Raw genomic sequence first — 19,450 nt, 5'->3', positions numbered from 1 at the left:
GTCATTCCCGGTGGTAGGGGTGCCCCGCGTTGACCGACCAGGCGCGGTAGAGCTGCTCGACGAGCAGCACGCGCGCCATCGCGTGCGGCAGCGTCAGGTCGGACAGGCGGATGCGTTCGTGCGCCGCAGCCTTGAAAGCCGGATCGAGCCCGTCGGGGCCGCCGATGACGAGCGCCACGTCGTCGCCCTCGCCCTGCCAGGCCGAGAGCCGCGCGGCCATCGCCTTGGTGGTGAGTGCGGTGCCGCGCTCATCGAGGACGACGATGCGCATGCCGCGGGCGATCGCCCCCTCGATGCGCTCGCGCTCGGCCGCATACAGCGTCTCGAGCGACTTGGAGCCACGAGGTTCGGTCTTGACAGCCCGCAGTTCGAGCTTGAGTTCTGGTGGGAAGCGCTTCGCGTAGTCGTCCCAGGCAGTCTGCGCCCAGTCGGGCATGCGCTGCCCGACGGCGACCACCAGCAGCTTCATGCGCGGCGGGCTGGCGCCTTCTTGGCAGGCGCCTTCTTGGCCGCGGTCTTCTTGGCGGCCGGCTTGCCGACCACCTTGACCGGCACGCGCGCGCTGGCGGTGCCAGTCTTCCTCGCGGGCGACTTCCTTGCGGCCATCTTCTTCGCGGGGGCGCGGGCGGCCTTCTCGGCCTTGGCTTCCTGCTCGGCGGCGCGGACCGCGGTCTTGGCCGCGCTCGCGCGGCGCAGGCTCGGCTGCTTGGCGGCGGGCTTCTTCGTCTCGTCTTCGCTCGGTGCCGAAGCCTTCGCGACCACGGGCTTGCTGCCGCCCAGCTTGGCGCGCACCGGCTTGTCGCCCCAGATCTCTTCCAGGTGGTAGTACTGGCGGATGGCGGGCTGCATGATGTGCGCGACCGCGGCGCCGCAGTCCACGATGATCCACTCGCCGTTGTCCTCGCCCTCGATGCGCGGCTTGGGGAAGCCGGCCTCGCGCACCGCATCGCGAACGCTCGAGGCGAGCGCCTTGGTCTGGCGGTTCGAGGAACCCGACGCCACGATCACGCGCTCGAACAGCGGCGAGAGATGCTCGGTGTCGAAAACCTGGATGTCCTGCGCCTTGACGTCTTCGAGCCCATCGATGATGGCCCGTTGGAGTTTCTGGGTGTCTTTCTTGGCGGCGGCTTCAGTGGTCATCAGGCAGAGCGGTAGAGGTGGTGTTGGTCAATATAGCGTGCAACGGCGGGCGGAACCAGCGAGGAAATGTCCTCGCCGAGCGCGGCTCGCCGCCGGATGTCGGTGGCGCTGGTGTCCATGGCGGGCAATTCGAGCGCCTCGAAACGCGCGCCGGCCGGCAGGCCTGGCAGCATCTTCGGGTCGAAACGGGCGGTGCTGCCCGTCGACAATGCGCGATACGCTACAGAAACAATAGCAATGCCGAGTATAGCCTGCCAGCCATGCCAGGTCGGCAGCGCATGCGCCTGGTCGGCGCCCATGATCAGCACCAGCTGGGCGTCGGGCTGCTCCTGCTGCAACTCATGCAAGGTGTCGAGCGTGTAGGTGGGGCCATCGCGCAACACTTCACGGCTGTCGACCACCACGGTGCCCTCCAATCCCGAGAACGCCAGTTGCGCCATTGCGAGGCGGTCTTGCGCCGGCGTCAACGCGCGCGTCTTGTGCCAGGCCTGCCCCGTCGGGACGACGTGCAGTTCGGCCAGGCCGAGCTGCGACAGCGCGGCCCCGGCCAGCGCCACGTGGGCGTTGTGCGGCGGATCGAAGGCGCCGCCGAAGACGCCGATGCGCGGCGCCCTGCCTTCGGCCGGTGCGCTCGTGCTCACAGCCAGTCGCGCCGCACGATGAAGTCGCTGTACAGCGCCGCTTCGGGGCTGCCGGGCTCGGGCTCTTGGCGATAGGCCCAGCTCGCCAGCGGCGGCATCGACAGCAGGATCGACTCGGTGCGCCCGCCCGACTGCAGGCCGAAGTGCGTGCCGCGGTCCCACACGAGGTTGAATTCGACATAGCGGCCACGCCGGTACAGCTGGAACGCGCGCTCGCGCTCGCCCCAGGGCATTGCGCGGCGGCGCTCGACGATCGGCAGGTAGGCCGGCACAAAGGCGTTGCCAACGGCGCGCAGCAGCGCGAAGCCGTTCTCGAATCCGCCTTCGGCGAAATCGTCGAAGAAGATGCCGCCCACGCCGCGCTGCTCGTTGCGGTGCTTGAGAAAGAAATACTCGTCGCACCAGGTCTTGAAGCGCGGGTACTTGTCGTCGCCGAAGGCCGCAAGCGCATCGCGGCAGGCGGTGTGGAAATGCACCGCATCGTCCTCGAAGCCGTAGCAGGGCGTCAGGTCCATGCCGCCGCCGAACCAGCACACGGGGTCGTTGCCTTCGGGCAGCGCGGCCAGCATGCGCACGTTCATGTGCACGATCGGCACGTACGGATTGCGCGGATGGAACACCAGCGAGACCCCCATGGCCTCGAAGGGCGCGCCCGCGAGTTCGGGCCGGTTCTGCGTGGCCGATGGCGGCAGCTTCGGCCCGCGCACCTGCGAGAAGCCACAGCCGGCGCGCTCGAACAGATCGCCGCCTTCGAGGATGCAGGTCAGGCCGCTGCCCTGCAGCGCTTCGCCGGGCGCCTTCTGCCAGGCGTCACGCGTGCAGGTGCCGCCATCGGCGGCCTCGACCGCCGCGACGATCTCCTGCTGGAGCTTGCGCAGGTAGTCGCCGACTGCTGCCGGGTCTGTCTGCTGCATCAGGCCTGCGGCGGGTTGCGCGGCTGCACCGCGCGGTGGCCGATGTCTCTGCGGTATTGCGCACCGTCGAAGTTGATGCGCGCAGCGACCTCGTAGACCCGCTGCTGCGCCTGCTTGACGCTGTCGGCCAGCACGGTCACGCAGAGCACGCGGCCGCCGCTGGTCTTGAGCTCGCCGTCGTTCAGCGCCGTGCCGGCGTGGAACACCACGGCATCGGGCGCCTCGGCCGGGATGCCGGTGATGCGGTCGCCCTTGCGCGGCGAGAGCGGGTAGCCGTGCGCGGCCATCACCACGCCGAGCGCCACGCGCCGGTCCCACTGCAGCTCGACCTGGTCGAGCGTGCCGTCGGTGGCATGCCAGAACACCTCGAACAGGTCGGACTTGAGCCGCATCATGATCGGCTGCGTCTCGGGGTCGCCCATGCGGCAGTTGAATTCGAGCGTCTTGGGCTGGCCATTGGCGTCGATCATCAGGCCGGCGTACAGGAACCCCGTGTACGGAATGCCGTCTTTTTCCATGCCGCGGATGGTCGGCAGGATGATCTCGCGCATGGCGCGCGCATGGATTTCGGCGGTGACCACCGGCGCGGGCGAGTACGCGCCCATTCCGCCCGTGTTCGGGCCTTCGTCGCCGTCGAGCAGGCGCTTGTGGTCCTGGCTGGTGGCCAGCGCAGTGACGTTCTTGCCGTCGCACAGGACGATGAAGCTGGCTTCTTCGCCCTGCAGGAATTCTTCGATGACGACGCGCGCGCCGCCTTCGTTGTGCGACACGCCGAACTTGTTGTCGACCAGCATGAAGTCGACCGCCTCGTGCGCTTCCTCGGCGGTCATGGCCACGACCACGCCCTTGCCGGCCGCGAGTCCGTCGGCCTTGACGACGATCGGCGCGCCCTTGGCGTCGATGTAGGCATGCGCCGCGGCGGCATCGGTGAAGGCTTCGTACTCGGCCGTGGGGATCTTGTGGCGCTTCATGAAGGCCTTGGAAAAGGCCTTCGAGCTCTCGAGCTGCGCGGCCGCCTGCGTGGGGCCGAAGATCCGCAAGCCGTGCGCGCGGAATTCATCGACCACGCCAGCCGCGAGCGGCGCCTCGGGGCCGACCACGGTGAGTGCGATCTTTTCCTTGATGGCCCACTCGCGCAGCGCGGCAGGCTCGATGATGTCGATGCAGTCGTAGCGCGTGTCGCTCGCGGTGCCGCCGTTGCCGGGCGCCACGTAGATGCGGCTCACGCGGGTGGACTGCGCGAGCCGCCATGCGAGCGCGTGCTCGCGGCCCCCTCCCCCGATGACCAGTACCTTCATGCGCGCGCCTTCGTTCGTTGCTGTTGCCTGTCTGTCATTCGGAAAGCGCCGCGTTGTGATAGACCTCCTGGACGTCGTCCAGGTCCTCGAGCACGTCGAGCAGCTTCTGCATGCGGGCGGCGTCCTCGCCGGCGACTTCGACGGTGTTCTCGGCGCGCATGGTGACCTCGGCCACCCCGGGCGCCAGGCCCGCGGCCTCGAGCGCCGCCTTGACGGCCTCGAAGTCGCCCACTGCGGTGAGCACCTCGATGGCGCCGTCGTCGTCGGTGACGACGTCTTCCGCGCCGGCCTCGAGCGCCACTTCCATGACCTTGTCCTCCTCGGTGCCCGGCGCGAAGATGATCTGGCCGCAGTGCTTGAACTGGAAGGCCACAGAGCCTTCGGTGCCCATGTTGCCGCCGTGCTTGGCGAACGCGTGGCGCACCTCGGCCACGGTGCGCACGCGGTTGTCGGTCATGGTGTCGACGATGATCGCGGCGCCGCCGATGCCGTAGCCCTCGTAACGGATTTCCTCGTAGTTCACGCCTTCGAGGTTGCCGGTGGCCTTGTCGATGTTGCGCTTGACGGTGTCGGCGGGCAGGTTGACGGCCTTGGCCTTCTCGACCGCGAGCCGCAGCCGCGGGTTGGCGCTGAGGTCACCGCCACCAGCGCGCGCGGCGACCATGATCTCGCGAATGGCGCGGGTCCAGAGCTTGCCGCGCTTCTCGTCCTGGCGGCCCTTGCGGTGCTGAATGTTCGCCCATTTGCTGTGTCCGGCCATGACTTCCTATCTCGCAATCTTGTGTTTTCAAAGCAGGTTGCGAGTTTACTGTCCGCCGAACACAACGGCCCGCACGACCGTGCCAAAAAGCGGCCGTGTCTTTTGGTGATAATCCCTCGATGACGCCATCGCCTTCTGTCGGGCCCGGGAATCCGACCATCCTGCCGCCGCACACCCCGTTGCCGCTTTACTACAAGAACGAGGCAGAGCATCAGGCGTTCCTGCGGCGCATCTTCGACAGCACCGCCGCCGACTACGACCGCATCGAAAGCGTGCTCGCCTTCGGCACCGGTCCGTCGTACCGGCGCGCCGCCCTGTCGCAGGCCGGCCTGGTGCCGGGCGCCGAGGTGCTCGACGTCGGCATCGGCACCGGACTGGTCGCCCGCGAGGCGCTGCGGATCATCGGCCCCACCGGGCGGCTGGTCGGCGTCGACCCGAGCGTGGGCATGATGGCGCAGATCGACCTGCCGGGCGTGGAACTGGTACCGGGCGTGGCGGAAGCCCTGCCCCGGCCCGATGCGAGTTGCGACTTCGTGAGCATGGGCTATGCCATGCGCCACATCAGCGACGTGGCAGCCGCGTTCGGCGAATTCCACCGCGTGCTGCGTCCCGGCGGCCGCGTCGTGGTGCTCGAGATCACGAAGCCGCGCGGCCGCATCGCGACCGCTCTGCTCAAGGGCTACATGCGTGCGGTGGTGCCGCTGATCGCGCGCGTGGTCGGCCGCCGCAGCAACACCTCGGAGTTGTGGCGCTACTACTGGGACACGATCGAGGCCTGCATTCCGCCGGAGCGCGTGCTCGAGGCTCTGTGCGCCGCCGGCTTCACCGACGTGCGCCGCCATGCGAGCCTGGGCGTCTTCTCCGAGTACATGGCACGCAAACCCGACGGCGACGCTGTCGAAAAGGCCGGTTGAGCATGCAGAAAGAAAGCCCTCTTTCCCCGCTGCGCGTCGAGCGCCTTTCGCTGCCCGACAGCCTCGCGCTGGCCGCCAGCGGCAGCGCCCCCTTCGCCGCGCTCGGCTACGGCACGCCGCACGGCGTCGCCTGGATGCCGACCGTGAACGCCCGCGTGCTCTCCGAGCGCGGCGCGATGGCCGACGTCTGGCATGTGGGCGGCGCGCGCCCGGTCGAATCGGGCACCACCGGCATTGCGCGCTGGCGCAGCGACGGCGAATGGCTGCTCGGCGCCATCGACCTCGACGAGGCGACCGAGAAACAAGGCCTGGCCGAGCTCGCGCACCGGGCCTACCGCGACCTGTTCAAGACCCTCGCGCAGGCCGGCGCGCCGCACCTGCTGCGCATCTGGAACTACCTGCCCCAGATCAACGCCGACGGCGGCGGGCTCGAGCGCTACCGGCAGTTCAACCTGGGGCGCCAGGAGGCTTTCCTCGAGGCCGGCCGCGCCGCCTTCGAGGGCGCCCCGGCGGCCTGCGCGCTCGGCATCCACCAGGGCGCGCTGTCGATCCGCTTCCTGGCCGGCCAGACCGCGCCGCTGCCGGTCGAGAACCCGCGCCAGGTCTCGGCCTACCGCTACCCCGACACCTACGGCCCGCGTTCGCCCACCTTCTCGCGGGCCGCACTGGCCGAGATCGGCAACGGCGACGTGGCCCTCTTCATTTCAGGCACCGCCAGCATCGTGGGCCACGAAACCGTGCACCCGGGCGACGTGTTCGAGCAGACGCGCGAGACGCTGCGCAACCTCGAGGCCGTGATCGCGGCCGCCAACGGGCAGGCGAACGCCGGGTTCTCGCTCGCGATGCTCGACTGCGTCGTCTACGTGCGCCATCCGGCTGATGCAGACAAGGTGCGCGGCGTGATCGAGCAGGCTCTCGGCCCTGACGCACCGATGGTTCGCCACGCGGTCTACCTGGAGGCGGACATCTGCCGCAGCGACCTGCTGGTCGAGATCGAGGCGCATGCGGTGGCCCCAGGTCGGCTGCGGGCCTGAGTCCGCGCGACCGACGGGACCAGCGACCTCCACCATGTCGATGAACCGCGTGCTGCGCATTCTCACGGCCATTCCGCTCGCGTTGATGCTGTATGTGCAGCTGTTCTTCCTGGGGCTGGTCTCGCTGACCTGGAACGTGATCGCGATGCTGCTCTATCCGGTGCTGCCGGAGGCGCCGGCGCGCACGCTGGGCCGCGCGACCATCGCCCGGGCCTACCGCATGTTCTGGGGCGTGGCCTCGGCGACCGGCATGATGCGCATCGACGCAAGCTGCCTCGATTCGATGCGCGACGAGCCCGGCGTGATCTTCGTGGCCAATCACCCGACCATGCTCGACGCCCTGCTGCTAGTGGCGCGGCTGCCGCGCAGCGCCTGCATCATGAAAGCCGATTTACTGCGCAACATCTTCCTCGGGGCGGGCGCACGGCTCGCGCGCTACATCAGCAACGAGTCGGCGCGCACGATGGTGCGGCTCGCGGTGGCCGACCTGCGCAACGGTGGCCAGCTGGTGATCTTTCCCGAGGGCACGCGCACGGTCACGCCGCCGCTCAATCCGTTCCGCTCCGGCGTGACGCTGATCGCCAAGCTCGCGCAGGCGCCGATCCAGACCGTGTTCATCGACACCGATTCGCCGTACCTGAGCAAGGGCTGGCCCCTCTGGCGGCTGCCGCCTTTCCCGATCGTCTTCACGCTGCGCCTCGGGCAGCGCTTTGCACCCACGCAGAACAGCGACGCGCTGCAAGCGGAACTCGAGCAGTACTTTCGCCAACATATGGAACAGCGCGCCTCCGACGCGTCCCCCGCATGCCAGACGCCTCGCGCACACACCTTGTCCTGATTCCCAGCTACAACACGGGCGAACGCCTTTTCTCGACCGTTGAAGCGGCCCGCGCGCAGTGGAATCCGGTCTGGGTGGTGGTCGACGGCAGCACCGACGGCACCGGCGAGCGCCTGCAGCAGATGGCCGCGCACGATCCGGGCCTGCGCGTGTCGCTGCTGCCCGAGAACCAGGGCAAGGGCGCGGCTGTGCTGCACGGGCTGCAGGCCGCGCGCGAGGCCGGCTTCACGCATGCCCTCACCATGGATTCCGACGGCCAGCACCCGGCCGACCTGATTCCAGCCTTCATGACCGCCTCTCAGGCCCGGCCTGAGACCATGGTGCTCGGGCGGCCGGTGTTCGACGCTTCTGCACCGCTCTTGCGCGTGCGCGGGCGGCGTGTGTCCAATGGCTGGACGCAGCTCGAGACGCTGTTCGCGGGCGTCGGCGATTCGCTCTACGGCTTTCGCGTGTATCCGGTGGCCGACCTGATCGCCGTGATGGTGCGCCAGCCATGGATGCGGCGCTTCGACTTCGATACCGAGGCCGTGGTGCGCCTGGCCTGGCGCGGCGTCAAGCCGGTGAACATCGACGCCCCGGTCAAGTACCTGACCGCCGAGGAAGGCGGGGTTTCGCACTTCCGCTACGGGCGCGACAACCTGTTGCTGACGTGGATGCACACGCGGCTGATGGTCGAGTTCGTGCTGCGGCTGCCGGCGCTGCTGCTTCGCAAGATGCGGGGCAAGGCGCCCTTTCAGCCCTAGTTTTTCCAGGACGGCCCGGCGGTGCTCAGATCATCCCGCCGTTAATCGAGATCACCTGCCCCGTGATGTAGGCCGCCTCGTCGCTCGCGAGGAAGGCCGCGAGTGCCGCCACCTCCTGCGGCGTGCCGGCGCGCTTCATCGGCACCATCTGTTTCACCATCTCGGGATCGAACACCGAATCGGCCATCGGCGAGGCGATGATGCCCGGCGCGATGGCGTTGACCGTCACGCCGCGCGACGCCACTTCGAGCGACAGCGCCTTGGTCGCGCTGTTGAGCGCCCCCTTGGCGGCCGCGTAGTTGACCTGGCCGCGGTTGCCCGTGAGCGCGGCCACCGAAGAGATGTTCAGGATGCGGCCCCAGCGCGTGCGCATCATAGGCAGCAGCAAGGGTTGCGTCACCCGGAAGAAGCCGTTGAGCGAGACATCGATGACCTTGTGCCACTGTTCGGCGCGCATGCCGGGCAGCACCGCGTCGTCATGGACGCCCGCGTTGTTGACCAGCACCTGGACCGGGCCGGCCTCGAGGATGCGCGCGCACGCGGCCGCTGACGCCTCGTCGCTGCGCAGGTCGAACACATGGCACTCGGCCTTGCCGCCAGCCGCCGTGATCGATGCGGCTAGCTGCTCGACCGCTTCGGGGCGCGAGTTCGCGTGCAGCAGCACCGTGGCGCCGTCGCGCGCCAAGCGCTCGGCCATCGCAGCGCCCAGCGCGCCGCTGGCGCCGGTGATCAGTGCGCGTTTTCCTTCGAGGCTCATGAGGCATTGGCTCCGGTTGCGAGCGGCGTGTTCAGCACCACCACTGCGCGGCCTTCGGCGAGCACGTGGTCGTCGCTGTTCGTGACCGCGAATTCGTAAAGCACCTGGTTCGCATCGCCCGACAGCCGCCGCGCCCGTACCTGCAGCGCCCCGGCCACGTCGTCGAGCCGCGCCACTGCGAGGCGCACCTGGCGCGCGCTCGCGAGAAAGCCGGCCGATGGCGTGCTGCCCTCGGCCGCAAGCAGCCCGCCGTGCAGCGCCATGGCCTGCGCCGCATATTCGATCGCATTGGGCGAAAGCAGTCCACCCGCGGTGCGCAGCGGGTTGTCGGCCAGCGTGTGCGAACGGGTGCTGCAGTGGATCGACTCGGCGTCCCAGCGCTCGAGCCGGTCGAGCAGGCACATGCTGCCGCTGTGCGGAATGCGCGCCGCGACGCCGGCGCGGTCGAGCGTCGCCGGTGCCTGCGTCATGCCGCGGGCTCCAGGTCGGCCACCAGCAGCACGTTGGCAAAGGGCGTGCCTTCGCTCATCGGAATGCTCTGCACGCGGAAGCCGAGCCGCTGCAGCACCGCCACCCAGTCGGCCAGCGGCCGGCCCCAGGTGGGCGAGACCTTGTGGCCGCGGATGCGCGTGACGGTGCGATCGACCCACTGGCTGATCGCGAAGCCGCGCTTGCTCGATGCATCGCCCACGCGCAGCAGCAGCCGGGCTTCGGGGCTGCCGCCGTGGCGCAGCGCATCGCGCACGCGCTGCAGCACGTCGTTCTGTGCTTCGATGTTCACGTAGTGCAGCACGTCGAGGATCACCACCAGGTCGCAGGCCGGCAGCGCTGCCGAGCACATGTCGACGCACACCAGCCGGGGTGCAGGCTGCAGGTGGCCTATCGATGCTTCGGCGCGCGCCACGTCCTTGGGCATGAGTTCGATGCCGGTGTACTCGGCCGCCGCCGGGGTGGGCTTCCACGCCGCAGGCCAGCGCCCAGCCGCCTGCATGCGGCTCATCGACGACAGCAGGCTCGCGAACAGGCCCTGGCCGCAGCCGATGTCGACCACGCGGCGGTGCGCCTCGCCGATGAGACCGCGCTCGAGCAGGCCGCGGAACACCGGGTCGCGCCCGAGCTTGCCGCGTGCGAAGTGCCAGGCGAAGCTGCCGCCCTTCTTGTAGGGAACGGTGGCGGCCTCGTGCAATTCGCGCCAGGCGGCGTCGGTCGTCGTCGAGGGCGACGAAGGCAGCACTGCGCTCATGACTGAAGCCCTTCCGGCAGGGTCACGGCGCGCAGTCCATCGGCGCGCAGGCGTTCGAACAACAAGGGCAGTACCTCCAACAACACAGGATTTCCCGAAGCGGTGCGCGCGGCGTTGCCGTCGTGCAGAAGCAGGATGTCGCGCGCTTGCAGGTTGCGGGCCAGGCGCGCCGTCACCTTGACCGGATCACCCTCGCGCGTGTCGAAGCCGCGCCGCGTCCAGCTCACGAGCGACAGGCCGAGGCGGTGCAGCACGGGCGCGAGAAACGGATTGCGCAAGCCAGCCGGCGCGCGAAAGCAGGTCGGGCGCTCGCCGGTGGTCTCGAAAAGAATGTCTTGCGCCCGCGCGATCTCGCTCGCGAAGCCGCGCGGACCGAGGAACGAAAAATTGTGACGGTGCCGCGCGGTGTGGTTCTGCATGCTGTGGCCGCGGGCCACGATCTCGCGCGCGAGCGCCGGATGCGCGCGCACGCGCTCGGCGATGCAGAAGAACGTGGCGCGTTGCCCGTGCGCGTCGAGCAGGTCGAGCACCTTCGGCGTGACCTCGGGGTCGGGCCCGTCGTCGATCGTGATCGCCATTTCGCGCCGGACGCCGGCAGCTTCGGGCAGGCGCGTCACGTTCGGGCCGAGCAGGCTGCTGCGCGGTGTGAGCCCGGCGCCGGTGATCAGCGCATGGTTCAACACAACGGCGCCGACGGCCCAGGGCATGGCGCCGGGCACCAGCGCGCCCGCGCCGAAGGCTGCCACGTGCAGCGCGACGCTGGCACGAATGGACAGCGGCAGGGGCCAGGATTCGCGAGCGACGGCGGCGGCGGGCATGGGACGCGATTCTCCCATCAGACTTGCACGGATGACGGCGACGGCGCGAGCCGACGCGCGAACGCGGCCGACAGCAGCAGCGCGAGCAAGGCGCCCGGCGCCACCACGCGGCCGATCGACGACAGTGCCGGGATGTCCGAGATCGCGATCAACCCAAACGACACCACGGTTGTCAGGTTGGCGAGCATCAGTGAGGCCAGCGTGTCCTCGTCGGCGCGTCCGGCCACGCGCAGCTGGTCGAAGAACAGCGCGTAGTTCGAACCGACCGCCACGATCAGCAGCAGGCCGACCAGGTGCAGGATGCCGAGCGGCACCTGCAGCACGGCCATGCCGCCCAGCACGAGCACCACGGCGAACACCAGCGGCTGGCAGACGGCGATCAGGCGCGACGCCGAGCGCAGGTAGAGGCCGAGCAGCACCACCACCGCCAGCGCACCGAGCAGCACCTGCACGAAGGCTTCGTGCAGGTAGCGCTTGTAGAGCCCGGCCAGTTCGCGGCCGACGTCGACCACCTGCACCTGCGGCGCGTCGGCCAGGGCCTGCTCGAGCCTCGTGGCGTCGAAACGGGGGCCCGGGTGCAGCACCAACAACGTCGACCATCCGCCGCCGGGGCGTTCGTACATGAGCGTGTTGACGACCGAGCCCAGCGGACCACCGGCCAGGTCGGCGCGCCGTAGCGGCGCGAGCTGGCGCGCCGCCTCGGCCTCGGCCAGGAACGGCCCGAGGCGCGACGCCGGCAGCGGCGAACCCTCTGCGGCTTCGGCGAGCCGCGTGCGCAGGGTTTTGGCATCGGGAATGCTGGCCAGGCGTGCCGCCTGCGTCGCCACGCTCGGCAACACGCGCGTCACCGACTCGAAGCCGCCGAGCTCGCCCTTGTCGACCAGCGCCTCGAGCCGTAAGGCCGCGGCCTCGGTGTTGCGCAGCGCGGTTTCCTCGTCGGCGCCATGGACCACGACCAGCGTGCCGCCGTCGCCCGTGCCTATATCGGCACGCAGCATCTCGTCGAGCTGCTGGGCCGACTTGGGCACCGGGCTCATGGCGCCAAGATCGGCGCGCCAGAGATGGCCGCCCTGCCAGACGACGAGCGCGAACGCCGCCGCGCCGAGCCCGACCAGGGCCCAGCGCAGGCGCGGCAGGCCGCGAACGAGCTTGCCGGCGGCCAGCGCCATGTACTTGCGCATGCCCATGCCGCTCGCGCCGTCGGGCGCGAGCATCGGAAGCGCATAGCGGGTGGCGAGCGCCGCCGCCACGAGCCCTGCGATCGAGAACACGCCGAGCTGCGCGAGCCCCGGAAAGCCCGAGAACACCAGCGCGGCGAAGCCGCACACCGAGGTCAGCAGGCCGAGCCGAACGGTGGGCCAGTGCACTGCGCGCCAGCGCGTCCAGCCGGTGCCCGCGACGGCCGCGCCGCGCGCCTGGATCAGGTAGTAGATGGCGTAGTCGACCGTCTCCCCGATCAGCGTGCTGCCGAAGCCCAGCGTCATGCCGTGCACCGAGCCGAACACCAGGCTCACGGCGGCCGTGCCCACCACCACGCCCGTGGCCACGGGCAGGAAGGCGATGACCAGCGCGCGCGGCGATGCGAAAGCCAGCAGCAGCAGGATGCCCATGACGATGCCGCCGACGATCGCAAGGTTCACCGCCTCGGTCTTGATCTTGTCGCGGCTCAGCACCGAGAACACAGGCGGTCCGCTCAGGAGCAGCGTCGGCTTCGCTTCGCCCATGTCTCGCGTGGCCGCATCGAACGCTGTCTGCACCCGGCCGATGGCCACGGCCTGGGCGTCGAGGTCGCTGCCGGCGGCATGCGTGGTGGCGATCAGCAGCGCGCGCGGCGCGGTGCGCGACATCCAGACGCCGCCCTCGCTGCGCGGCGCGCTGGCCGGCACCAGTTCCATGGCGATGCGCTGTGTTTCGCCGGTCGGGTCGCGGTCGAGCAAGGGCTTGATCGCGTTGCCGGCCGGTGTGCCAAGCGCCGAAAGGGTTTCGTTGATCGCATCGCGCAAGCCCTCGACCGTGAAGTGCTGGGGGCGCACGGCCGGCGACAGCTGGTAGCGGTGCGTGAAGACCCAGGTGCCGGCTTCGCTCCAGTCGCCGGTGTCGCCGTTCTGCACCAGGTCGAAGAGCCGGCTCTCGCGCATGGTGCGGGCCACTGCGCGCGACACGTCGGCACGCTGCTCGGCACTGGCGCCGCCCTCGATGCCGAGCATCAGCGTGCGCGAGGCGACGCCACTCTGCAGCTGCTCGATGAGCACCTGCTGCCGCGCGTCGGGGCTTTGGGGCAGGAAGGCCGAGAGGTCGGCACTGAACGTGGTGCGGGCGATCTGCAGCGCGCCCGCAAGCACGACCAGCAGCCACACCAGCAGCACCAGCGCGCGGCGCTGGCGGCTGGGCGGCCCCGCAGGCGAGCCGCCCGCGATCACGGCGTGGTGCGCCCGGCAGCGCCGGCCGGCGCGGAGGGTGCGGCGCCCGCGCGCTCGGGCGAAATGTTCATCACCGAGCGATCGCCGCCGACGAACTCCATCTCGAGGCCGAGCACCTCGCTCGCGCGCCCAGTCATGCGGATGCTGCGCATCTGCGACGCGAGCCGGCTGTCGAGCGGCGTGAGGTCGAGCGTCCAGTTGGCGGCCGAACCGCCAACCGTGCTGCGGAAGTAGCGCTGCAGCGTGGCGCCGTCGCCCGTGAGCGTGCCGCGCATGGCCTCCACCAGGCCGAGCAGCTCGGGCATGCTGTCGAGCGTGAGCACGCGGTTGCGGCCGCCGCGCGAGAGCGTCAGCGTGTTGCCTTCGACCGCCATGGTCTCCACGCGCGGCGACAGCGTTCGGCGCACCAGCTTATCGGGCGCCTCGAAGCTCAGCGTGCCGCGCGCATCGAGCGGTCCTTCGAGGCCGTGTACGAAGCGCTGCTCGGTGAAGCGCGCCTCGCCGCTCTTCTGCTTCGACAGCAGCCCCATCAGTTCAGGCAGGTCGAAAGCCCACGCCGGCGCGGCGCAGCAGGCCAGTGCGAGCAGCAGGCTCCTGCCAAGCCGGTCAATGCGAGTCTTCGAGCCAGAAATCATGAAAGTTGAACCAGTTGTACGGATGGGCGCGGCACAGCGCCTCGAGGCGCGCCGCATAGGCTTCGACGGCCGCGTGGATGCGGCGTTCCCGCTCGGCGGGATCGGCGATCCGCTCGCTGAAGTCGGCCAGCGGATCGAAGCGGACATCGTAGCGCGCGCCGCCGCCGTAGATGCCGGCCATGAAGAACACCTTGCGCCGCAGCAGCGCCGCCAGGCGGAACGGTCCGTCGTCGAAGCGCGCGGGATGGCCGAGGAACGGCAGCACGATCTGCTTGCCGCGCTGCTGCGCGGGCTGTTCGTCGCTGCCCGGCAGCGTACGGTCGGCCAGCATGCCGCCCAGGCCGCCGCCGTCGAGCCAGTCGCGCAGCGCCAGCATCGAATGCGGCCGCCCGAGCGCGATCACGTGCGGCCGAAGCTCGGGCAGGCTGATGGCGTTGAGGATGGCCGTGATGCGCTGCGCGTTGTCGGGGTACATCAGCATCGCCAGCCCGAGCTTGTGCCGGTGCGCGCTGTGCTGCTTGCAGGCACCCATCGCCTCGAAGCTGCCGAAATGGGCCCCGAGCAGGAAGGCGCCGCGGCCCGAGAGCACCTCGGCCTCGAGCGGGACGCTGCCTTCGACCCGCACGTCGAACAGGTCCATGCGCCCGCGCAGGAAATACACGCGGTCGAGCACCGTGGACGCGAAAGCGTGCAGCAGTCGGTAGCCGTCGACCCATCCCGCACGCGGACCGATGGCCCTGAACAGGTAGCGCTTGATGTGCCGGCGCGGCGTCGGCGCGAACAGCAGGAAATAGAGGCTGATCGGCGCCAGCAGCAAGCGCGTGATGCGGCGCCCGAACACCACCGCCATGAAGCAGATGAAGCGCAGCGCCAGCATGTTGCTGCGCTCGGGCGCATGCGCCCAGTTGCCGCGCTGGCCGGCCTGCGCGGCCTCGTCCACGGCGCGCGTTTCTTCACCGGTGTGCTTCATCACACCGATCCTGGCGCGGCGGTCCAGCGGCCCGTGACGGCCACCACGCCGTTGCAGCGCACGTCGAAGCGCACACCGCGCGCGGCACCGGCTTCGGGTTGCAGGTCGATCGACAGCAGGCTGCCCGGGCGCACCGGCGCGAGAAACTTGGCGGCCGCCAGCATGGGATGGCTGCCGAGCCGCGCGGCCAGGGCCGGCACCCGCTGCACGGCCTCCATGACCTCGGCCAGGATCAGGGCACCCGGCAGCAGCGGCTGGCCGGGGAAATGGCCGGCAAAGGCGGGATGATCGGCCGGCACCTGATGCGCGAGCTGCACCGGCGTGTCGTCGCCGGCCACCTGTGCAAGGGCGAACTCGCGCAGCGCGCGTGCCGTGAGCTTGCCGGTGCCTTCGCGCGGGAAGGCCTTGACCTGCACCACCCGGCGCGGCACGAACACCGCCTCGAGCCGCTGCCGCAGCGCGGCAATGATCTCGCCGGCCGACAGCGTCGGCGCCACCACGAAGGCCACGGGGCGGACCACGCCGTCGGCCACCTCGTCGGGCAGCCAGAAGGCGCCGTCCTCGACGCCCGGGATGCTGTTGAGGTGGTAGTTGAGGTGGGCGAGCGAACTGCGCCGCCCTGCCACGTGGATCAGGTCGTTGGCACGGCCCAGCAGGCGGTAGCGGCGCGCGTCGAGCAGTTCGAGCACGTCGGCCATCGGCGTCGGCTCGGGCAGGAAGTCGCCGCTGAAGATGAAGCGCTCGGGACCGTCACCCTCCCCCGGCTCGGCATGCACGCGGATCTGGCCGAGGTTCTCCCAGACCTCGCTCTGCGTGGTGCGCCGCGTGGCGACTTGGCCCGACTCGGTGCTGCCGTAGATCTCGATCAGCACGCCGCCGAGCATCTGCTCGGCCTGGGCAGCGAGCTGCGGCGAGAGCGGCGCGGTGGCCGAGAGGATCAGGTCTACCGGCGGCAGTTCGATGCCCGAGAGTAGCAGCGTCTTCAGGTGGAACGGCGTGGTGACGAGTGCGCGCGGCCGCGGCACCGAGGCCAGCGTGCGCGCCACGTCGGCCGGGAAGAACGGCCGCCCACTGTCGAACGCGGCGCCGCCCAGCAACGCCAGCAGCACCGATGACTCGAGGCCGTAGCTGTGCTGCACCGGCACGGTCGCGACCAGCGTGAGACCAGCAAGCGACGGCCTGCCGAGCAGGCTCGCGAGCCGCTCGACCGCGACCGCCACATCGCCGACCAGGGTCTCCCAGCGCTTGGCATGCGGCTGCGGCGCACCGGTGGAGCCGGAGGTCAGCAGGCTCACCGCATGCAGCTTCGCGTCGATGGAGGGGATCGCCAGGCGCTCGCCGCCGTCGAGGCTGGAGCGGTCTTCGATCAGCACGCGCGGCATGCCGGGCGTGGCCTGGTCGGCATCGTCGGTCAGTGCAAACAGGCCGGGTGCGGCCGATCCGCGCAGGCGCTCGAGCGTGTCGGCCCGCGCATCGGGCGGCAGCAGGCTCGCATGGCCGCGCACGAGTGCGGCCGCGAGGCTGACGGCGAAGGCATAGCGGTCGACGCAGAGATTGACGGCGGGGCCCTGCGCCGGCAGCACCGGCGCAAAGCGCGCGACGTCGGCCAGGAACTGGCGCGTGCTCACGGGCACGCCCGCACGCCACGCCAGCGGGGCGTCGAGGTCGCGGTCGGCCACGAGGGGCAGCAATCGGTTGTCGGCAGTCAAGAAGCGCCTCCGCGTTCAGCGATGCCCGCTGCCCTCGCCGATCGAACTGCCCTGAAAGGCGCGCACCGCATCGATCAGCCGCGTGCGCTCGAATTCGGGGTGCAGCCGATAGCGCAACAGGTGTTCGCCGACGAAGAGCAGCGTCACCGACAGCGGCGTGAGCACGTTCGCGAGCAGCGACCAGGCCGAGAAAGGCAGCGTCAGGTAGACCACGACCGAGGAGGTGACCACCAGCGCGAAATACACCGTCCAGATGCGCGTGAGCTGCGTGGTGTAGGCCAGCATGTGGCCCTTGAGCGGATGCACGCGCTGCGCGAACTGCGAGATCAACGGCAGCCCGGGCCCGCGCAGCGAAGCGCCGAACCAGCCACCCAACAGGCCATTGATGGCGACATGCTGGAACACGTAGAGCCGATTGGGATCGCCCGCCTCACCCATGAACACCAGCGCGAAGCCCACCGCGCCGAGCAGCAGCGCGGCGGCAAAGCCCCAGCGGCCGAGCTTGCTGGCGGCGAAGCCCATGGCGGCGAGCCAGAGCGGGCCGAGCAGCACCAGCACGGCCCACGGCTCGGTGGCGTGGAACAGCATCATCCAGTGCGAGAGGCCGGCATACGCCACCCCCGCGAGCAACAGGAGCGCCAGTCGCCATCGAGACATGGATCAGGAAGCGCTGCGGTGCTGGGCGACGTGGGTCGCGAGCGTTCGCAGCGACTGGAAGATCTGCTGGTTGCGTTCGTCGTCCGAGCGCAACTGGAATCCGTAGCGGCGGGACACCTCGAGTGCGACCTCGAGGATGTCGATCGAGTCGAGGCCCAGGCCTTCGCCGTACAGCGGGTCGGTCGGCACGATGTCTTCGGGCGCGACCTCGAGGTTGAGCGCGTTCACGAGCAGGACGGCCAGCTCTTTCTCGATCGGCGACTGTTCAGGTGAATCGCCGGCGGCGGGGATGGGGGGCTGAGCAGTCGATGACAAAGAGAACCTCCTGAAACTTTTTGGGTTACTGCCTTGGGGGCCGTGGATTATAGGAGCGCGGCCCAAGGGCCCGCGGCCCTAAACTGCCCGCTTCCACAAGTTCCGGAGCCCCTTTTCATGGCCGACCCTCTCCTGATCGCACGCCACGACGCCATCGAGTGCGCCCTGCTGCCCAGCCTTGCCAACCGCCACGGACTGATCACCGGCGCCACCGGCACCGGCAAGACGGTGACGCTGCAGACCATCGCCGAGAAGCTGTCGGGCATCGGCGTGCCGGTGTTCATGGCCGACGTCAAGGGCGACCTGACCGGCATGAGCCAGAAGGGCAGCATCGGCGAGAAGATGGCGGCCACGCTGAAGGAGCGCGGCATCGAACTGCCCGCGCCCGGCGCCTGCGCCGTGGCGCTGTGGGACGTGTTCGGCGAACAGGGCCATCCGGTGCGCGCCACCGTCTCCGACATGGGCCCGCTGCTGCTCGGCCGCATGCTCGACCTGAACGAGACCCAGGCCGGCGTGCTGAATCTGGTCTTCAAGATCGCCGACGACAACGGCCTGCTGCTGCTCGACCTGAAGGATCTGCGCGCCATGCTGCAGCATGTGGGCGAGAACGCGAGCCAGTTCACCACCGAATACGGCAACATCAGCGCCGCGAGCGTGGGTGCGATCCAGCGCGGGCTGCTGCAGATCGAAACCCAGGGCGGCGACAAATTCTTCGGCGAACCGATGCTCAACATCGCCGACTTCATGCAGACGGTGGACGGCAAGGGGGTGGTCAACATCCTGGCGGCCGACAAGCTCATGAACTCGCCGCGGCTCTATGCGACCTTCCTGCTCTGGATGCTGTCGGAGCTGTTCGAGCAGTTGCCCGAGATCGGCGACCCGGAGAAGCCCAAGCTGGCTTTCTTCTTCGACGAGGCGCACCTGCTCTTCAACGAGGCGCCCAAGGCGCTGGTCGAGCGCATCGAGCTCGTGGTGCGGCTGGTGCGCTCGAAGGGCGTGGGCGTCTATTTCGTGACCCAGAACCCGCTCGACATTCCCGATTCGGTGCTGGCTCAGCTCGGCAATCGGGTGCAGCATGCGCTGCGCGCCTTCACCCCGCGCGACCAGAAGGCGGTGAAGGCCACCGCCTCCACCATGCGGCAGAAGCCTGGCCTCGACATCGAGACCGCCATCACCGAACTCGCCGTGGGCGAGGCGCTGGTGAGCTTTCTCGACGCCAAGGGGCGCCCGAGCGTGACGGAGCGCGTGTACGTGGTGCCGCCGGGCAGCCAGATCGGCCCGATCACGCCGGCCGAGCGCCAGGCGGTGATCGCCAATTCGCTCGTGGCCGGCACCTACGAGAAGACGGTGGACCGCGAATCGGCTTACGAAAAGCTCAAGGGGCGCGCCGAAAGCGCACCGGATGCCGCCGCTGCCGGCAAGGCCGCGGAGGAATCGGCTTCGGGCTCGGGCGGCATGCTCAACGACCTGCTGTTCGGCAGCACCGGACCGCGCGGCGGCAAGCGCGACGGCCTGGTGCAGACGATGGCCAAGTCCGCAGTCCGGACCATGGGCACCACGGTCGGCAGGGAGATTCTGCGCGGCGTGCTGGGCGGGATTTTCGGCGCCAAGAAGCGACGGTAGCCAGGCGTTGCAGGGCCGGCG

At 69.7% G+C, this 19,450-nt stretch carries 21 protein-coding genes; 5 read left to right on the top strand and 16 right to left on the bottom strand.

Annotated elements, in window-relative coordinates:
* Window position 1 precedes the first annotated feature (1 nt).
* The 6 genes from rlmH to AC3A6G_RS09960 are packed head-to-tail and all read right to left on the bottom strand — an operon-like array spanning window position 2 to window position 4,753.
* Window positions 2–469 carry a 23S rRNA (pseudouridine(1915)-N(3))-methyltransferase RlmH gene (gene rlmH / locus AC3A6G_RS09985; RefSeq protein ID WP_487859236.1) on the bottom strand — a complete coding sequence of 156 codons (468 nt, stop codon included), beginning with the start codon at window positions 467–469 and terminating at the stop codon, window positions 2–4.
* Window positions 466–1,140 (bottom strand): ribosome silencing factor, encoded by a 675-nt coding sequence (gene rsfS / locus AC3A6G_RS09980; protein WP_487859237.1) that lies wholly within the window; start codon window positions 1,138–1,140, stop codon window positions 466–468. The genes rlmH and rsfS overlap by 4 nt, the downstream gene beginning before the upstream one ends.
* Window positions 1,140–1,781, bottom strand: a complete 642-nt coding sequence (nadD, locus tag AC3A6G_RS09975; RefSeq protein ID WP_487873608.1) for a nicotinate (nicotinamide) nucleotide adenylyltransferase — start codon at window positions 1,779–1,781, stop codon at window positions 1,140–1,142. Before nadD ends, rsfS begins: the two co-directional genes overlap by 1 nt.
* Entirely contained in the window at window positions 1,778–2,695 is a 918-nt protein-coding gene (gene hemF / locus AC3A6G_RS09970; protein WP_487859239.1) for an oxygen-dependent coproporphyrinogen oxidase, read from the bottom strand. Before hemF ends, nadD begins: the two co-directional genes overlap by 4 nt.
* Entirely contained in the window at window positions 2,695–3,993 is a 1,299-nt protein-coding gene (gene purD, locus AC3A6G_RS09965; RefSeq protein ID WP_487859240.1) for a phosphoribosylamine--glycine ligase, read from the bottom strand. Before purD ends, hemF begins: the two co-directional genes overlap by 1 nt.
* A gap of 34 nt (window positions 3,994–4,027) precedes the next feature.
* Entirely contained in the window at window positions 4,028–4,753 is a 726-nt protein-coding gene (locus AC3A6G_RS09960; protein ID WP_487873607.1) for a YebC/PmpR family DNA-binding transcriptional regulator, read from the bottom strand.
* Between the two features lie 119 nt (window positions 4,754–4,872).
* Between AC3A6G_RS09960 and AC3A6G_RS09955 the strand changes: the two genes are divergently transcribed.
* From AC3A6G_RS09955 to AC3A6G_RS09940, 4 genes are read left to right on the top strand one after another with little or no spacing between them, the layout of a single operon-like run.
* Entirely contained in the window at window positions 4,873–5,667 is a 795-nt protein-coding gene (locus tag AC3A6G_RS09955; protein WP_487859242.1) for a class I SAM-dependent methyltransferase, read from the top strand.
* A gap of 2 nt (window positions 5,668–5,669) precedes the next feature.
* Entirely contained in the window at window positions 5,670–6,701 is a 1,032-nt protein-coding gene (locus tag AC3A6G_RS09950; protein WP_487859243.1) for a chorismate transformation FkbO/Hyg5 family protein, read from the top strand.
* Between the two features lie 34 nt (window positions 6,702–6,735).
* Window positions 6,736–7,539 carry a lysophospholipid acyltransferase family protein gene (locus AC3A6G_RS09945; protein WP_487859244.1) on the top strand — a complete coding sequence of 268 codons (804 nt, stop codon included), beginning with the start codon at window positions 6,736–6,738 and terminating at the stop codon, window positions 7,537–7,539.
* A complete protein-coding gene (locus AC3A6G_RS09940; protein ID WP_487859245.1) occupies window positions 7,506–8,282 on the top strand; it encodes a glycosyltransferase family 2 protein in 777 nt (258 codons plus the stop codon). The genes AC3A6G_RS09945 and AC3A6G_RS09940 overlap by 34 nt, the downstream gene beginning before the upstream one ends.
* 25 nt (window positions 8,283–8,307) lie before the next feature.
* Here the strand turns inward: AC3A6G_RS09940 and fabG are convergent, their stop codons facing one another.
* From fabG to AC3A6G_RS09890, 10 genes are read right to left on the bottom strand one after another with little or no spacing between them, the layout of a single operon-like run.
* On the bottom strand, window positions 8,308–9,039 hold the full coding sequence (gene fabG, locus AC3A6G_RS09935) for a 3-oxoacyl-ACP reductase FabG (RefSeq protein WP_487859246.1): 732 nt from the start codon (window positions 9,037–9,039) through the stop codon (window positions 8,308–8,310).
* A complete protein-coding gene (locus tag AC3A6G_RS09930) occupies window positions 9,036–9,509 on the bottom strand; it encodes a hotdog family protein (protein WP_487859247.1) in 474 nt (157 codons plus the stop codon). Before AC3A6G_RS09930 ends, fabG begins: the two co-directional genes overlap by 4 nt.
* Window positions 9,506–10,282 carry a class I SAM-dependent methyltransferase gene (locus AC3A6G_RS09925; protein WP_487859248.1) on the bottom strand — a complete coding sequence of 259 codons (777 nt, stop codon included), beginning with the start codon at window positions 10,280–10,282 and terminating at the stop codon, window positions 9,506–9,508. The genes AC3A6G_RS09930 and AC3A6G_RS09925 overlap by 4 nt, the downstream gene beginning before the upstream one ends.
* Window positions 10,279–11,118: a polysaccharide deacetylase family protein gene (locus AC3A6G_RS09920; protein ID WP_487859249.1), complete on the bottom strand. Its 840-nt coding sequence runs from the start codon at window positions 11,116–11,118 to the stop codon at window positions 10,279–10,281. The genes AC3A6G_RS09925 and AC3A6G_RS09920 overlap by 4 nt, the downstream gene beginning before the upstream one ends.
* Window positions 11,118–13,520, bottom strand: a complete 2,403-nt coding sequence (locus AC3A6G_RS09915; RefSeq protein WP_487859250.1) for an MMPL family transporter — start codon at window positions 13,518–13,520, stop codon at window positions 11,118–11,120. The genes AC3A6G_RS09920 and AC3A6G_RS09915 overlap by 1 nt, the downstream gene beginning before the upstream one ends.
* Window positions 13,517–14,155 (bottom strand): LolA-related protein, encoded by a 639-nt coding sequence (locus AC3A6G_RS09910; protein WP_487859251.1) that lies wholly within the window; start codon window positions 14,153–14,155, stop codon window positions 13,517–13,519. Before AC3A6G_RS09910 ends, AC3A6G_RS09915 begins: the two co-directional genes overlap by 4 nt.
* The gene (locus AC3A6G_RS09905) at window positions 14,127–15,125 is read right to left on the bottom strand and encodes a lysophospholipid acyltransferase family protein (RefSeq protein WP_487859252.1); all 999 of its coding nucleotides are present in this window, start codon (window positions 15,123–15,125) and stop codon (window positions 14,127–14,129) included. Before AC3A6G_RS09905 ends, AC3A6G_RS09910 begins: the two co-directional genes overlap by 29 nt.
* Entirely contained in the window at window positions 15,125–16,834 is a 1,710-nt protein-coding gene (locus tag AC3A6G_RS09900; protein ID WP_487859253.1) for an ApeI family dehydratase, read from the bottom strand. Before AC3A6G_RS09900 ends, AC3A6G_RS09905 begins: the two co-directional genes overlap by 1 nt.
* Before the next feature lie 15 nt (window positions 16,835–16,849).
* Window positions 16,850–17,491, bottom strand: a complete 642-nt coding sequence (locus AC3A6G_RS09895) for a COG4648 family protein (protein ID WP_487859254.1) — start codon at window positions 17,489–17,491, stop codon at window positions 16,850–16,852.
* Between the two features lie 3 nt (window positions 17,492–17,494).
* Window positions 17,495–17,806, bottom strand: a complete 312-nt coding sequence (locus tag AC3A6G_RS09890) for a phosphopantetheine-binding protein (RefSeq protein WP_012747776.1) — start codon at window positions 17,804–17,806, stop codon at window positions 17,495–17,497.
* 117 nt (window positions 17,807–17,923) lie between these two features.
* Between AC3A6G_RS09890 and AC3A6G_RS09885 the strand changes: the two genes are divergently transcribed.
* Window positions 17,924–19,429 (top strand): helicase HerA-like domain-containing protein, encoded by a 1,506-nt coding sequence (locus tag AC3A6G_RS09885; RefSeq protein WP_487873606.1) that lies wholly within the window; start codon window positions 17,924–17,926, stop codon window positions 19,427–19,429.
* Window positions 19,430–19,450: the final 21 nt, after the last annotated feature.

Source organism: Variovorax sp. Soil_C_26 (assembly GCF_057657075.1).
This window is presented reverse-complemented; position numbering and strand designations above follow the sequence as displayed.